Raw genomic sequence first — 14,316 nt, 5'->3', positions numbered from 1 at the left:
ATCCGGTCGACCGACCGGCTGACCAAGGAAGGACTCGCATGCTCACCAAACTCAGGGCGGTTGCGGACCAGGCGCTGGCGCGGATCGTGCCACAGGCAGAGGCGTCGGCCTGTCCCGTGACCTACTACGACTACAAGTGCCTCGACCACGTCAAGTTCCGCCGGACGTGCTACCGGAACGTCGAGTGCGCGACCATCAGCTGCGGTGCCTGGCAGCACATCGGGAGCTGCTGACCGTACGCCGTCCCGGGGTGGCAGGCGTCACCCCGGGACATCGCCGGCCGGTCACGCGGTTGCCAGGGCCGTGTCCCGCTCGGGGTCGGCGGAAGGATCCGCGGCGGCCACGAGCACCTGGGATCGAGCGGTCAGCTGCCCCACGACCTCGCACAGGTCCAGCGCCCGAGCCAGCTCGTCCTGGGCGTCGGCAACGCGGCCGAGGCGATTGAAGACCTGCATCCGGGCGATCCGGCCCTCCCGCTCGAGATCACGGGCCGACAGGTCGACGGCCAGATCGACCAACGCGTCCAGGTGGAGCAGCGCGTCCTCAAGCTGGTCTGAGGCGAGATACGCCCGCCCGAGCTGGTACCTCGTGTAGGCCTGCCCAACGCGGTCTCCGACCCGGCTTCGAATCGCCAAGCTAGCCAGTAGATGTTCGACGGCCTTGGCGTTGTCACCGGCCCAGCGCGCGTTCATCCCCTGGGTGTTGAGCAGGATTCCGAGTGCGACCTCGTCGCTGTCGCCGACCAGGCCCAGGGCCTCTGTCAGCAGGGATTCGGCCGCATCGAAGTCACCGCTTTCGGTGCTGAAGATCGCCAGCGTGTTGAGGGCGGACACGAGCCGGGTGGTCTGGCCCGTCTTCCGGCCCAGCTCGATACCCCGTGCCACGTAGTCGCGCGCAAGCGCCCGATTGCCGAGTCGCTGATGACAACTCGCCAGATAGCGCCAGCACTCGGCTGCCTCGACGGTGTCGCCGTTCCGCTCGGCGATGCGGGCCAGTGTCTCGTTGAGCTCGATCGCTTCGGGCAGCCGCTGGTCACGTTCCAGGTCGGTCGAGAGCGCGTCGACGATGACCGTGGTCGGTAAGTACAGCGCTGCCGAACCGCGATCAGCAATCCCCACCATTGCCCGCAGCGCCTCGCGCTCGGAATCGAACCAGATCGCCGCCTGGTCGATCGTGTCGCACTCTGGACGCTTTGCCTGCTTGGCGATCGACAACACCACAGGGAGATCACGTCGTACCGGTCGGAACTGCTCGCGCGCCTGCCGGGAAGCTTCGGCGCAGTAGCTGAAGACACGGGCCAGCGCAGCCTCGCGTTCGGATTCGGCCAGCTCGTGCTCGGCAAGTTCGGCAGCGAACAGGCGCAGGAGATCGTGCAACACGAATCGGCCCGCCCGAGGCTCGACCGCATGCAGGTCGACAAGACGCCGAAGCGCCGACTTGAGCTCTGCCTCGGTGACATCGGCGAGAGCGGCCAGCACCTCCTCGCCGTACGTCGGCAACGGCAGTGCACCCATCAGCCGGAAGAGCTCGGCGGCCGTGGATTCGCCGGGCTTGTCGCCGAAGCGCAGTGCGTCGAAGGTCGCCGCGAAGGCCGCCCGGACACTGACGTCATCGGTGCTCAGCTCGTCGAGGCGACGCCGGTCGTCAGCGAGCTGGCGGGCCAGCTCGGCGAGTGACCAGTCCGGACGCGAGGCGCGACGGGCTGCCGCGATTCGAAGGGCTAGTGGCAGTCGCCCACAGAGCTCGGCCACATCCGCGACAGCACCCTCGTCCTGCTCGCCGGGCGGCCCGTACTCCGTCAGCGTGGCGCGGGCCGCCTCCGGCGACAGCACGTCCAGCGACAGACACAACGAGGCGTCCAGCGTCGTGAGCCGACGCCTGCTCGTCACGAGAGCGGTGCAATTGCCGCTGGCCGGGAGCAGTGGCAGCACCTGCTGGGTGTGACTGGCGTTGTCGAGTACGAGCAGCAGCGCGCGATCGGCTGTGATCGTGCGGAACCGGGCGGAGAGTTCGTGCTCGTCGAGGCTGGTCTGGTGCGGGTCCCCCAACGCGCGGAGGAGTCCGGCCAGCGCGTGGACGCTCGAAACCGGTTCGAGTCCAGTCGTGGTGCCGCGCAGGTCGACGTACAGCTGTCCGTCGGGATGTCTCCCGGCGAGCAGATGCGCGGCGCGCAACGCAAGCGCGGACTTGCCGACTCCGGCCTGTCCGTCGATCGACACCACCCTCGGCTGGGCCGGGTCCCGGGCTGCACCGGAGCAGACCGTCATGATCGCCGCCAACTCGTCATCGCGGCCGACCATCACCCGGCTGTCCCTCGGCAGCTGCCGAGGAATGTCGGACACCGGCGCAGCGGGAGTCCTGACAGTGCCTTCCAGGGCAGGGTCCCTGGCCAGGATCGCCTGTTGCAGATCACGTAGCTCTTGGCCCGGCCGCATACCTAGTTCGCGGTCCAGTGCGTCGGCGGCCGCACGATAGGCGGCCAAGGATCCGGCGACATCACCGCTTCGGTACAACGCGGTCATGAGCACGGCCCACAATCGCTCCCGAGTCGGATGATCGGTCAGCAGCACCCGTACTTCGGTCACCGTCTGGCGCAGGTCGGCAAGCTCCAACCGCAGCAGCAGGCTGTCCTCCAGGACGAGCAGGCGCTGTTCGTCGAGCAGACCGAGGTGCCGGGCCAGCGGGATATCGCCAGGCAAGTCTTCACCACATCGGCCGCGCCACTGGTCGAGCGCCTCGCGCAGCAGGATGTCCGCCGCCGACTGATTCCCGGCGGCCAGTTCCGCCCGGCCACGCGACACCAGTTCGCCGAACCGCTCGACGTCCGACTCCCCCGGAGCGACGACCAACTCGTATCCGCCGTCCCGGGCCAGCAGGCGATCGCCGATCACCCGGCGCAGGCCGGACGCGTAGGTTCGGAGGTTCGCGGTCGCCGATTGCGGCGGCTCGTCCCAGAGCAACCCAGCCAACCGTTCGAGCGCGACCCGCCGGTTCGAGTTCAGCAGCAGCGCCGCCAGCAGCCCGCGCTGCTTCGGCCCACCCAGCAGCAACTCCTCGCCACCACACGTCACCGACAGCGGCCCAAGGACCCGGAACTCCACCCGCCGCAACGACGCCTCCAGCGCCCCCCACCCCTTCGCGTATCGAAGCAGACCCGCCTGAGTCTACGAACTCAAGCCGCCTTGCCGCCTGTTGGCAAGTCGTCACCCGCAGCGAGGTCGTCAAGTTTCTGGCCCAAGTGAGCCAGTGGCGTCCTAGGGTCGCGGCAGTGGCGGCGCCGGTGGGCGGTGGCGCCTGGAGAAGGGTGGGGTGGATGGACATCAACCGGAGGCGATTGCTGGCGTTGGGTGCCGGGGCAGCGGCTGTGGCGGGTGCGGGTGGGGTGGCGACGCCTGCTGCGGCTGTGGATACGAGCAGTGCCGGCGCTGTGCCGTCGGATGCGGCGCTGGCGCGGAAGCTCGGGCTGCGGAGCAAGTACGCGAAGGGACAGCACTATGTGATCGGCGGGCACGGTGAGCCGTTGGTGTTGCTGCCGGGTTGGCCGCAGACCTGGTGGGAGTTCCACAAGATCCTGCCTGCGCTGGCGAAGCGCTACACCGTGATCGCCGTCGATCTTCGTGGCATGGGCGGATCGGACAAGCCCGCGGACGGGTACGACAAGAAGACGATGGCGCGCGACGTCTACGAGCTCGTCCGGCACCTGGGCTACGACTCGGTGAACATCGCCGGCCACGACATCGGCGCGATGGTCGCGCACAGCTTCGCGGTCAACCACCGAGCGGCGACGCGGAAGGTCGTCCTGATGGATGTCGGGCACCCCGACGAGTCGCTCTACCAGCTGCCGTTGCTGGTCAAGCCCGGGCAGGGCTTCAGCCTCTGGTGGTTCGCCTTCAACCAGGTTCAAAGCCTGCCGGAGCAGCTGATCGCCGGCCGTTCGCGGTACGTGGTCGACTACTTCATGAATGCCTTCCCGCCGGACCCGTCGATGATCGACGAGCTCTCGCGGCGGGTCTATGCCCACGCGTACTCCGGTCCGGAGGCGATCCGGGCCGGCAACGCGTGGTACCAGGCCTTCCACACCGATGTCGTCGACTTCGCCGGCTACGACCGCATCACGGCACCGTTCCTCGGGCTGACCTCGGAGTACAGCTACGACACCATGAAAGCCGTGTGGGCCAACCAAGGCACCGACGTACGCGTCCACAAAGTCCCCGGCACCGGCCACTTCCTCGCCGAGGAGAACCCGCAATCCGTCATCGCAGAACTGACCGCCTTCCTGGGCTAGCCCGCAGGCGACGTCTAGATGTTTTGGGACAGGCCAGAAGGTCGGCGACAACTCGTCATTCGCCGAGCAGGAGTCGCAGGTCCTTGCGGAAGCGGTCGGGATGCGGGATCGGGGCGAGGAACCTGCGCTCGACGTCGAGGCGGATTCGTTCGGCCGCTTCGAACGTGGACTCGCCTTGCGGGGTCAGGACGACCACGTTGCGGCGGCGGTCCTCCGTACTGCGCCGGCGCTCGACGAGACCTCGTTCTTCCAACCCGTCCAGCAGGTCTCCGATCGACGTCCGGTCGACCCGAAGCCGCGCCGCGACCTCCAGCTGTGACAACGGCTCCCCCGACGCGACGGCCGACAGTACGGCGAGATCGCGGCCGTTGAGCCCCTGTGGCGCCAGCGCTGCCGCTTGGGCCTCGGTGAGTTCGGCCAGCACGTGCTTGAGCAGATACCCCAACCGGTCGGACACCATGCTGCCCAATCTACCGCTCTCCTGATCGTCAGGTGCGCTGATCATCAGTTACGCTGACGATATGACTGTGACCTTCGGCCTGAAGACGACCCCGATGCATGTCCCGTACGCCGATATTCAGCGCGTCTGGCTCGAGGCCGACGAGGCCCCGCAGATCCAGGACGCGTGGCTGTGGGACCACTACCTCCCGCTCGCCGGCCCCAAGGACGGCGAGATCTACGAAGGCTGGACGCTGCTGACAGCACTTGCCGCGCAGACCGTCCGTCTCCGCTTCGGCCTGCTCGTGACCAGCAACCGCATCCGCCCGCCGGCGGTGCTCGGCAAGATCGCCACCACCCTCGACGTCATCTCCGGCGGCAGGCTCGTCATGGGCCTGGGAGCCGGCGGCACCCACCAGCCGGCGGGCCTGAGCGGAATCCCCGGCCCCAACCCGGCCATCGAGGAGTACGCCGCCTACGGGCTGACGCTGGTGCCGCCAGGTGAGGGCGTCGACAGGCTTCGCGAAACGATCCAGATCCTGCGCGGGATGTGGACCGAGGACGTGTTCGATTTCCACGGCCGCTACTACACCCTCGAGCAGAACCGGAACGAGCCGAAGCCGATCCAGCGACCCGGCCCGCCGCTTCTCATCGGCGGCTGGGGCAACCGGATGCTGCGACTCGTTGCGGAGTACGCCGACAGCTGGAACATCGGCGGCCCACCACACACCGACTTCGACACCCTCGCCGACCGGCTACGACGGCTCGACTCGGAGTGCGAGCGCATCGGCCGGGACCCCGCCACGATCAGCCGCTCCCTGCAGCAAATCGTCTCGTACTCCGACCCGGCGGAGACGCGCGCGATCGTGCGCAAGGCGATCGCACTGGGCTTCGATCACATCGTCCTCTCGCTTCCGCGACCGTACCCGGACCACGCCGTCGCCTGGCTGATCAAAGAAATCATCGAACCAACCTCCTGAAATGATTCAGTTTCATCACGCCTGGCGTGTTCGGATCTGAACGTTCGTGCCCACCTCTGATCAACGGATGGACACCGCTCGGTGCGGGCCGGATATTCCTGAACAGGTAAAGCCGTAGACCCTCGAGCGCTCAGAAGAGGCAAAACGATGAACGGAAGACCGCCCCATTCCCGCAGCACCGTATTACGTCGATCGCTGACCCTGCTGGTGGTGGCCGCCCTTGCATTGGGCGGCCTCGTCGCGACGTCGACGCCGGCCAGCGCCACCACCAATCAGTTCCGAGGTATGAACTGGGCCGTTCTCGGTGACAACTTCAGCAAAGGCCCGCTCGTCATTTCGGGACTGAGCCAGACCGACAGCAACGCGACCGTGCGCGCCAAGGCCAATGCCGTGTACGACGATCTGGCGGCGGTCGGCGTCAACACCGTCCGGCTGCCGATCAACACCCACACCGTCGGCACGACCTGGTGGAACAACTACCGCGGCGCCATCGACGCCGCCGCCGAGCGCGGATTCAAGGTCATCCTCGCCTATTGGGAGGACGGCGCCGCTTCGGGCGGCCGGGTCACGGACTACGCCGCGTGGAACACGATGTGGTCCCGGGTGACCAGCACCTACGGCGCGAACACCAACGTCTATTTCGAGCCGATGAACGAGCCGCACGGCTACAGTTCGGCGGACTGGCGGAATGTCGCGGCGGACTGGCTCGACTACCACTATTCGGCCGTGCGCAGCCGAGTACTCATCGGCGGCACCGGCTACAGCCAGGACCTGCGGGACATCTGCAACGACAGCCGTTTCAGCGGCACGCTGCTGTCCTTCCACTACTACACGTTCTTCTACGGCCCGATGACGTACGACGCTTTCCGCAGCCACATCCAGACCCGGCTCGGAAACTGCGCCTCCCGCGCGGTGATGACGGAGTACGGCGCGCCGATGTCCACCGGCCTGAACTATGCGAATTCGAGCAGCACCGACAACTACGTGCGATATCTGCGGGCCGTCACCCAGGTCATGCGGGACAATCAAATGGGTGGCACCTATTGGCCCGCACTCGGCGGAAAGCCCACCGACGGCGGCAATTACGACTGGTATTCGATGTTCGCCCTGAGCGGCAGCGGCACCAATCTCAACCTCACCATCCGCAACTCCTCCGGCCGAGACCGCATCCGATACGGCTGGGGCCTGTGACCAGCTGACAACAACCCAACACAGAGGGCAGATCGGCCACCACCGATCTGCCCTCTCGCAGTAGCCCGAGGCGGGCTCCGCGGCAGAGCCGTCATGACGGAGCCGATGATCGAGTACGAGTTGACTTCGGCCGACCTGGCGTCGGTGCGGTTCGTGATCTCGCCGCTGAGCGAGGCCGTGCTCAGCCTCCGCGTCGTACAGAACCCCGCGCGGTACCCGTTCCACCAGGCCTGGGTGCGGCAACTGCCTGAGCTGCGGCAGCTACCTGACTTCGGCATTCTGCTGTCGTCACTGACCTCTCGCGGCTGGTCGCCCGACTTCCTCAGCCCGATCCCACCGGCGCCGTACGCCTGTTTCGACGACGAACTCGCGAGGGTCGCCGGCACCGATCCCGAGCAGGTCCAAGCTGATCTCGCCGCGATCTCAAGTCCGGTACGGCGAGAAGGCGCGCCATCAGTTCGAACAGCGACCGAACTCCTGTCCCGCCTGGTGTCCGGGCTGCAGGCGTACTGGACAGCCGCGATCGAACCGCACTGGCAGCAGTTCAGGGCGGTCCTCGAAGCCGACATCGGCTACCGCAGCCGAGTCTGCGCGCGGGACGGCCTGGGGGCTATGTTCTCGGGTCTCTCCGATCGCCTCAGCTTCACTCCCCCGCTCGTGCGAGTCGAGATCCCCGGCGCGCTGTCCCGTCACGTCGTGACCGACGGCGGCGGGCTCGCTCTCATGCCGAGCCTGTTCGCGTTGCACACCGCCGTCCCGGCCAATCCAGCCGGACCGCCGTTGATCGTCTACGGCGCCCGCGGCGTCGCGACTGTCTGGGAGGAGGTCTCGCCAATTCCTTCGGCTGCGCTTGCGAACGTGCTCGGCGAGACCCGAGCCGGCTTGCTCACGCGACTCGCGGAACCCGCGAGTTCCAGCCAACTCGCCCGCCGCCTCGGGATCAGCGTGTCCGCGGTCAACCAGCATCTCCGTGCACTACGGGCTGTGGGTCTCCTGCAGTCGACCCGAGTCGGCCGGTCCGTGGAGTACCGGCGTACCGCTCTCGCCGAGGAGATGTTGAAGGACCTGGCTTCATCCATGCCGCCGCGGTAGCGGCCCGCTGACAATGGTCCGGCCTGCCCACCAGTGATCTGGACTGCCAATGACTCCTGCAACGTACGCCGTCTCCGACGTACACGGTCACGTCGCCGAATTGAGATCGGTCCTGTCGGCAACTGGTCTGACCGACGCAGCCGGGCAGTGGACCGGTGGCCGTTCCACGTTGTGGTTCCTGGGCGACTACATCGATCGCGGTCCGAGTGGCCTGGCGGTGATCGACCTGGTGATCGGGCTGCAGGCCGGTGCCGCTGCGGCGGGCGGCAGGGTCGGCGCACTGCTCGGCAACCACGAGGTGCAGTTCCTCGCTGCTCATCGGTTCGGATCCGAGCCGGTACCCGCACTCGCGCCGTACTCGGACTGGCACAGCGGCTGGCGCGCCTTCGGCGGACGACAGACCGACCTCGACGGGCTGCAACGCCATCACCTCGACTGGCTGACCGGCCTACCTGCCCTTGCCCGGCACAACGAAGTACTGCTGATGCATTCCGACACCGACCGCTACCTCGAGTTCGGCGCGACCATTGACGTCGTCAACATCGAGACAGCCCGAGTACTCCGTTCCGCCGACGTCGACGACTGGGTTCGGCTCTGCGACGTACTGAGCTCGCGACGCGCCTTCCTCAACGGCAAACTCGATCGCGTCCTCACCACCTACGAGGTCGACCAGGTGGTCCATGGCCACAGCACGCTCACGAAACATTTCGGCCTGCGATCGCCGAGCCGCCCTTACCGGTACGCCGACAGGCGCGCCACCGCGATCGACGGCGGCGTTTTCGACGGCGGCGCCCTCCTCCTCGCCACCCTCTGAACCGTGGACCCCCTGACCTTGCTCCTGGCGTCCACGGCCGCCTTCGCACTAGCCTCGCTGTCCGCAGTAGCGGGATTCGGCGGCGGTGCGTTGCTCTTGCCGGTGTTCACCGCACTCTTCGGCCTGCGGGTCGCCGTACCGATGCTGACCTTGACCCAATTGTCGAGCAACGGCGCCAGGGCCTGGATCAACCGCCGTGAGCTGCACTGGCCACTGGTCGCATGGTTCGCGCTCGGAGCGATCCCATTCGCAGTAGCCGGCGGCCTCCTCCTCGGTCATGCACCACTGGCGCCGCTGAAACGCCTACTCGGTCTGTTCTTGATCGCCGTGGTCGTCTGGCGTCGGCTCCGCCCCTCGCCGCGCCCACCCAGCGACCCGGCCTTCGCCGCTGTCGGAGCTGCCTCCGGGCTCGGCTCGGCCCTCCTCGGCTCCGTCGGCCCGCTGACCGGACCTTTCTTCCTCGCCTACGGCCTGACCCGCGCTGCCTACATCGGGACCGAAGCGACCAGCGCGCTCCTCATGCACCTGACGAAAATCGTCACGTACGGCGGCACCAACCTCATCAGCCGGCAGACCCTGCTCCTCGCTGTGGCCCTGACCCCCGCGACTCTCCTGGGCACCTGGACCGGCAAGCACGTCCTCCGCCGTACCACCGACCGCCTCTTCATCACCTTGGTAGAACTCGCCCTACTCACCGCCGGCACCATGTTCCTGGCCGGCCTCTGAGCACCCGCGGGACACGCGCCCCGTTCGACGGGCTGGGAAGATGGGCTCGTGGGAGCTGCTGAGGACGAGGTCGTGAGGGCTGCGCTCGAGAGGGCGGAGGCGTTGGCGGCGAGGGATGGCGAGCGGTTGTCGGCGTTGCTTCATCCTGAATTTCATTGGACTTCGCATCGTGGTGAGCAGTTCGATCGGGACCGGTATGTCGCGTCCAACACGTCGGGATCGCTGGTCTGGCATACACAGGTGCTGACCGACATCGAGGTGGTCGTGGTCGGTGACGCCGCCGTATTGCGTTGTGTGGTGACCGATCAGGTCGATGCGGGAGTAGGAGTCGAAGCCTTTCGGATGCCTATGACGCAGACGTGGGTCCTGGTGGCCGGCCGCTGGGTCTGCCTTGCCGGTCATGCCGGGCCGCGCGTCGTCACGGCCTGAAACCCGAATGCGGCACCGGGCCGGTGTGCGAGAGGGTGTTGCTATGAGCATCGAATCGTTTCGGCTGGATGTTTCGCAGGGCGAGCTCGACGAGCTTCACAGGCGTCTCGATATGACGCGCTGGCCGGAGGAGTTGCCCGGCGTCGGGTGGGCGTACGGCGTACCGCTGAAGTACTTGCAGGAACTCGTGCACTACTGGCGGCACGAGTACGACTGGCGGAAGGCCGAGGCGCGGCTCAATGAGTGGGAGCAGTTCACCACCACGATCGACGGCACTCGCATCCACTTCGCGCACGTCCGATCGCCCGAGCCGGACGCGACACCGCTACTGATCACGCACGGCTGGCCCGGATCGATCGTCGAGTTCCAGCAGATCGCGGGCCCACTGACAGACCCACGCCGGTACGGCGGTGATCCGGCGGACGCGTTCTCTCTGGTGATGCCGAGCATCCCCGGCTTCACACTCTCCGGACCGACCCACGAGACCGGCTGGGAGGCTGCCCGAGTCGCCCGTGCTTTCGCCGAGTTGATGCAACGCATCGGGTACGACCGGTACGGCGTACAAGGTGGTGACTGGGGTGCGGCGATCTCGCAGGAGCTCGGCAGGATCCACCCCGAGCGCGTCATCGGCGTACACCTCAACCTGATCCCGGGCGCAGGGGCAACCTCCGAGCCGACCGAGGAAGAACTCGCGCCGCTCGATCCCGCGGAACGCGAACGCACGTGGGCGTCATGGCACCGGTTCGAGGGCTGGCTCAAGGAGAAGCAGGGGTACGCCGACCTGCAGGCCACCCGTCCGCAGACAGTCGCCTACGCGTTGACCGACTCCCCCGTCGGGCAACTGGCCTGGATCGCGGAGAAGTTCGAGGAGTGGTCGGGCAGCCCGATCGATCGCGACCACCTGCTCACCAACGTGTCGCTCTACTGGTTCACCAGGACCGCCGGTTCGGCCGCGCGGATCTACTACGAGCGCAACCATGCCGCCTCTTCGGGTCCGATCGAGCCGTCCACCACGCCCACGGCACTCGCCGACTTCCCCGATGACAACTTCATCCCGCTGCGACACATCGCGGAGAAGACGAACAACATCGTCCGCTGGACGTCCTACCCGAGCGGCGGCCATTTCGCCGCCCTGGAAGAACCGGAATTCCTGGTCACCGATATCCGCGCTTTCTTCCGCGACCTGGCGAACCGTCGCTGAGTCAGGCGGTGAAGGTTCTGCGGTAGAGGTCCGGGGTGGTACCGAGGGCGTCCTGAAAATGCCGGCGGAGGGCGGCCGACGTACCGAAGCCACCCAGACCGGCGATCCGTTCGATCGGCAGGTCGGTCGTTTCGAGGAGTTGCTGGGCGCGCTGAACGCGTTGATTGTTCAGCCATTCCAGCGGTTTCGCACCGGTCCGCTGAACGAAATGCCGGTGCAAGGTGCGGACGCTGACCCGAGCATGCCTGGCGAGTTGCTCGACAGTGATTCCTTCGTCGAGGTGCTCGAGTGCCCACTGCATGGTGAAGCCGATGCTGTCGCTGGTTGGCGGGGCAGGCCGCGGATCGACGTACTGCCGCTGATCGCCTTCCCGCTGGGGTGGCGCGACCAGGATCCTCGCGACCTGGTTGGCGATGTGGGCGCCGTAGTCCTTGCGTACCAGGTAGAGGCAGAGGTCCGTGCCTGCTGATTTGCCGGCCGACGTCAGCACGTTGCCCTGGTCGATGAACAACGGCGCCGGGTCGACGATGACGTCGGGGTGGCGCTCGGCCAGCGTCGGCGCGTGCATCCAATGCGTCGCCGCCCGACGTCCGTCCAGCACGCCCGCGGCGGCCAGGACGAAGGCGCCGGTGCAGATCGACACCATCCGGGCGCCCCGGTGCGCGGCGGCTCGTACGGCGTCGACCAGGTCGGGTGCCGGCCGCAGACCCGCGTCGTGGCAGGCCGGCAGGATGACGGTGTCCGCGACGGCCAAATCGTCGTACGTGTACGGCGTTGTCGCGGCGAACCACCGATCCACCTGCGCTTCCGGCGGGCCGCAGACCTTGAGCGTGTACCAGTCGGTGCCGGTCAGTTCGCTGCGATCTTCGCCGAAGATGGCGCACGGGGCCGCCAGTTCGAAGATCGGCACGCCTTCGCTGAGCGCGAGGGCGACGACATGGGTCATGTCCGAAATTGTAGCAATGCGGTCAGATCGGTCACTGTTGAGCGGCTGCCCGCCCAGCCACGGTGAAGATATGACTCTTCAAGACACCACTGAGCAAGTGGAGCTGAGCGGTGCCGCAGTGATCTTCATGTCGGTCGCCGCCGCGCTGGGCACCTCGACCCTGTACGTTCTCCAGCCGTCGGTCGCGGAGGTGGCCGGCTCGCTAGGTTCGCCGATCGGCGACATCGGCCTGGCGCTTGCCTGCGGACCGATCGGCTACCTGCTGGGCCTGCTGGTCCTGACTCCGTTGGTCGACCGGTTTTCACCTCGGCGAGTTCTGGGGGCGCAATTCCTGGCGCTCGCCGTCACCCTGGCCGCCACCGCGACGGTCCAGGATGTGCCGCTGCTGGGGCTGCTGATCGCGATCACCGGTACGAGTTCCGTGGTCGGCTCCGGGATGAGCTCCATCGTCGGGCGGCTGGCGGCGCCGCACCGGCGTGGCACCACCTTGGGGATCGTCACGTCCGGGATCTCGGCCGGGATCATCGGCGGGCGGATCGTCGGCGGATTCCTGGCCGATCACTTCGGATGGCGGGCCACCCTGCTGATCTTCGCCGCCGCGAACGCCGGGTTGGCCCTCTTGTGCGTGCGCCTGCTGACCAACAGCCGGGCAGCTGTTTCCGGGAGCGTCCTCGCCACCATCCGTTCCATTCCCGGGCTCTTCGTACGCCATCCGGCCCTGCGGTCGGCCGCACTGCGAGGCGCCCTGTGGTTCTTCGCGTTCTGCACCATCTGGTCCGGCCTGGCCGTCGCCCTCGCGGAGCCGCCCTTCAGCTACTCGCCGGAACGCATCGGCTTCTACGGCCTGGCAGGGCTGTCAGGGATCGCAGCAACACAGGTCGCCGGACGCTGGACCGACCGCGTCGGCGCCCGCAAGGTCATTCTGGCCGGCCTGGCGCTGGCGGTGGCCGCCACAGTCATCGGCGCCGCCACCCTCCACCTTCCGGCCGTGACGATGGTGTGCCTGGCGCTCTTCGACGCCGGCCTCTTCGCAGCCCAGGTGGCGAATCAGAGCACGGTGCTGGCCATCGACCCTTCCGCGCCCGCGCGCTTGAACGGCGGCTACATGGTGGTGTACTTCGTCGGCGGCAGCCTCGGTACGGCGTACGGACCCTCGGCCGTGGCGTGGTTCGGTTGGGGTATCACCGCACTGACCACAGTCGCCGCGATGCTGATCGCCGCACTCCTGACGATCCTCAGCCGGTCACGGGGACGGCGGAATCATGAAGCTGGTCATAGCCTGAGCGGGTGAAGAGCGCTTTGGCGGAGTTACGGAGGCTGATCGTCGCGGCGGCCGGTCGCGAAAGGTGGTCGACGGGCTGATGCTGTCGATCGTCGATGCGCCGACTCCGCCGATGTCGTCGTTGGCCACACCGACGTTCGCGCTGGTCGCGCAGGGGCGGAAGCGCCTAGCGCTCGGCGACCAGGTCTTCGAGTACGGCGCCGGCGACTACCTCGTCGTATCGGTCGACCTCCCCGTCACCGGCCATTTCGTCGAGGCATCCAAGGACCGGCCGTGCCTGGGAGTGGGGCTCGCTTTGCGGCCCGAGGTGATCGCGTCGCTGCTGCTCGACGCGGCCGATCGACAGCCACCTGGTCCGTCCATCCGCGGCCTCACCGTCAGCGCGGCGCCGGCCGAGCTGGTCGACGCGGTGATCAGGTTGCTTCGCCTGGTGGACGAGCCGGCGGACGCACCGGTACTGGCACCGCTGATCGAACGCGAGATCCTCTGGCGACTGTTGCGCAGCCCACAAGGCGCTGCCGTCCGCGAGATCGGCCTCGCGGACAGCAGTCTCTCGCACGTCGCCCGGGTGATCCGCTGGATCCGCGACAACTACACCGAACCGTTCCGCGTCGATGAACTGGCTGCGATGGCGGGCATGAGCACCTCGGCGTTCCACCGGCACTTCCGCACGGTGAGTGCGATGACGCCGATCCAGTTCCAGAAGAAGATCCGGTTGCAGGAGGCGCGGCTGCGGATCGTCGGTCTCGGCGAGGAGGTCACTCACGCCGGGTACGCCGTCCGCTACGACAGTCCGTCGCAGTTCAGCCGGGAGTACCGTCGCGAGTTCGGTACGCCGCCCAGTCGCGACACCGGGCGGACTCGCGAGGAGGCGTCGTACCAGACCTCACCGTAGAGCAGGATCGTGCATGTTGCTGCTGGCAATGATCTAA

At 67.3% G+C, this 14,316-nt stretch carries 14 protein-coding genes; 11 read left to right on the top strand and 3 right to left on the bottom strand.

Features of this window, described 5'->3' with window-relative positions; genetic code table 11:
• Positions 1–38 precede the first annotated feature (38 nt).
• On the top strand, positions 39–233 hold the full coding sequence (locus tag DIZ26_RS06750; RefSeq protein WP_112238823.1) for a hypothetical protein: 195 nt from the start codon (positions 39–41) through the stop codon (positions 231–233).
• Positions 234–284: 51 nt separating this feature from the next.
• On the opposite strand, the gene DIZ26_RS06745 is transcribed toward DIZ26_RS06750, so the two are convergent.
• Complete coding sequence (locus DIZ26_RS06745; protein WP_232828192.1) at positions 285–3,101, bottom strand: AfsR/SARP family transcriptional regulator; 2,817 nt, start codon at positions 3,099–3,101, stop codon at positions 285–287.
• A 212-nt stretch (positions 3,102–3,313) separates the two neighbouring features.
• On the opposite strand from DIZ26_RS06745, the gene DIZ26_RS06740 reads away from it, so the two are divergent.
• Entirely contained in the window at positions 3,314–4,285 is a 972-nt protein-coding gene (locus tag DIZ26_RS06740; protein WP_112238821.1) for an alpha/beta fold hydrolase, read from the top strand.
• Positions 4,286–4,340: 55 nt separating this feature from the next.
• Here the strand turns inward: DIZ26_RS06740 and DIZ26_RS06735 are convergent, their stop codons facing one another.
• Complete coding sequence (locus DIZ26_RS06735) at positions 4,341–4,745, bottom strand: MarR family winged helix-turn-helix transcriptional regulator (RefSeq protein ID WP_112238820.1); 405 nt, start codon at positions 4,743–4,745, stop codon at positions 4,341–4,343.
• Positions 4,746–4,806: 61 nt separating this feature from the next.
• On the opposite strand from DIZ26_RS06735, the gene DIZ26_RS06730 reads away from it, so the two are divergent.
• From DIZ26_RS06730 to DIZ26_RS06700, 7 genes are all read left to right on the top strand, one after another.
• Positions 4,807–5,703, top strand: a complete 897-nt coding sequence (locus DIZ26_RS06730; RefSeq protein WP_198675950.1) for an LLM class flavin-dependent oxidoreductase — start codon at positions 4,807–4,809, stop codon at positions 5,701–5,703.
• Between the two features lie 147 nt (positions 5,704–5,850).
• A complete protein-coding gene (locus DIZ26_RS06725; protein WP_112238819.1) occupies positions 5,851–6,894 on the top strand; it encodes a glycoside hydrolase family 5 protein in 1,044 nt (347 codons plus the stop codon).
• Positions 6,895–6,987: 93 nt separating this feature from the next.
• A complete protein-coding gene (locus DIZ26_RS06720; protein ID WP_112238818.1) occupies positions 6,988–7,986 on the top strand; it encodes an ArsR/SmtB family transcription factor in 999 nt (332 codons plus the stop codon).
• A gap of 49 nt (positions 7,987–8,035) precedes the next feature.
• Positions 8,036–8,800 carry a metallophosphoesterase gene (locus tag DIZ26_RS06715; RefSeq protein ID WP_112238817.1) on the top strand — a complete coding sequence of 255 codons (765 nt, stop codon included), beginning with the start codon at positions 8,036–8,038 and terminating at the stop codon, positions 8,798–8,800.
• 3 nt (positions 8,801–8,803) lie between these two features.
• Entirely contained in the window at positions 8,804–9,526 is a 723-nt protein-coding gene (locus DIZ26_RS06710) for a sulfite exporter TauE/SafE family protein (RefSeq protein ID WP_112238816.1), read from the top strand.
• 48 nt (positions 9,527–9,574) lie between these two features.
• Positions 9,575–9,955 (top strand): nuclear transport factor 2 family protein, encoded by a 381-nt coding sequence (locus tag DIZ26_RS06705; protein WP_112238815.1) that lies wholly within the window; start codon positions 9,575–9,577, stop codon positions 9,953–9,955.
• Positions 9,956–9,998: 43 nt separating this feature from the next.
• Positions 9,999–11,156 (top strand): epoxide hydrolase family protein, encoded by a 1,158-nt coding sequence (locus tag DIZ26_RS06700; RefSeq protein ID WP_112238814.1) that lies wholly within the window; start codon positions 9,999–10,001, stop codon positions 11,154–11,156.
• A gap of 1 nt (position 11,157) precedes the next feature.
• Here DIZ26_RS06700 and DIZ26_RS06695 read toward each other — a convergent pair whose 3' ends face one another.
• Complete coding sequence (locus DIZ26_RS06695) at positions 11,158–12,102, bottom strand: GlxA family transcriptional regulator (protein WP_112238813.1); 945 nt, start codon at positions 12,100–12,102, stop codon at positions 11,158–11,160.
• Between the two features lie 70 nt (positions 12,103–12,172).
• Between DIZ26_RS06695 and DIZ26_RS06690 the strand changes: the two genes are divergently transcribed.
• Together DIZ26_RS06690 and DIZ26_RS06685 are read left to right on the top strand one after the other, a co-directional pair.
• A complete protein-coding gene (locus tag DIZ26_RS06690; protein WP_112238812.1) occupies positions 12,173–13,393 on the top strand; it encodes an MFS transporter in 1,221 nt (406 codons plus the stop codon).
• A gap of 70 nt (positions 13,394–13,463) precedes the next feature.
• The gene (locus DIZ26_RS06685; RefSeq protein WP_112239111.1) at positions 13,464–14,279 is read left to right on the top strand and encodes an AraC family transcriptional regulator; all 816 of its coding nucleotides are present in this window, start codon (positions 13,464–13,466) and stop codon (positions 14,277–14,279) included.
• The last annotated feature ends 37 nt before the right edge of the window (positions 14,280–14,316 follow it).

It is taken from the genome of Kribbella monticola, assembly GCF_003261635.1.
In the GTDB taxonomy this organism is placed as follows: Bacteria; Actinomycetota; Actinomycetes; order Propionibacteriales; family Kribbellaceae; genus Kribbella; species Kribbella monticola.
The sequence above is the reverse complement of the archived record's forward strand: the minus strand, read 5'-3'. Positions and strand labels throughout refer to the sequence as shown.

Coding starts and splice junctions, on each gene's coding strand:
- DIZ26_RS06685 (WP_112239111.1), top strand. CDS start 13,464: ATGCTGTCGATCGTCGATGCGCCGACTCCGCCGATGTCGTCGTTGGCC.
- DIZ26_RS06735 (WP_112238820.1), bottom strand. CDS start 4,745: ATGGTGTCCGACCGGTTGGGGTATCTGCTCAAGCACGTGCTGGCCGAA.
- DIZ26_RS06720 (WP_112238818.1), top strand. CDS start 6,988: ATGACGGAGCCGATGATCGAGTACGAGTTGACTTCGGCCGACCTGGCG.
- DIZ26_RS06700 (WP_112238814.1), top strand. CDS start 9,999: ATGAGCATCGAATCGTTTCGGCTGGATGTTTCGCAGGGCGAGCTCGAC.
- DIZ26_RS06750 (WP_112238823.1), top strand. CDS start 39: ATGCTCACCAAACTCAGGGCGGTTGCGGACCAGGCGCTGGCGCGGATC.
- DIZ26_RS06715 (WP_112238817.1), top strand. CDS start 8,036: ATGACTCCTGCAACGTACGCCGTCTCCGACGTACACGGTCACGTCGCC.
- DIZ26_RS06740 (WP_112238821.1), top strand. CDS start 3,314: ATGGACATCAACCGGAGGCGATTGCTGGCGTTGGGTGCCGGGGCAGCG.
- DIZ26_RS06730 (WP_198675950.1), top strand. CDS start 4,807: ATGACTGTGACCTTCGGCCTGAAGACGACCCCGATGCATGTCCCGTAC.
- DIZ26_RS06690 (WP_112238812.1), top strand. CDS start 12,173: ATGACTCTTCAAGACACCACTGAGCAAGTGGAGCTGAGCGGTGCCGCA.
- DIZ26_RS06695 (WP_112238813.1), bottom strand. CDS start 12,102: ATGACCCATGTCGTCGCCCTCGCGCTCAGCGAAGGCGTGCCGATCTTC.
- DIZ26_RS06725 (WP_112238819.1), top strand. CDS start 5,851: ATGAACGGAAGACCGCCCCATTCCCGCAGCACCGTATTACGTCGATCG.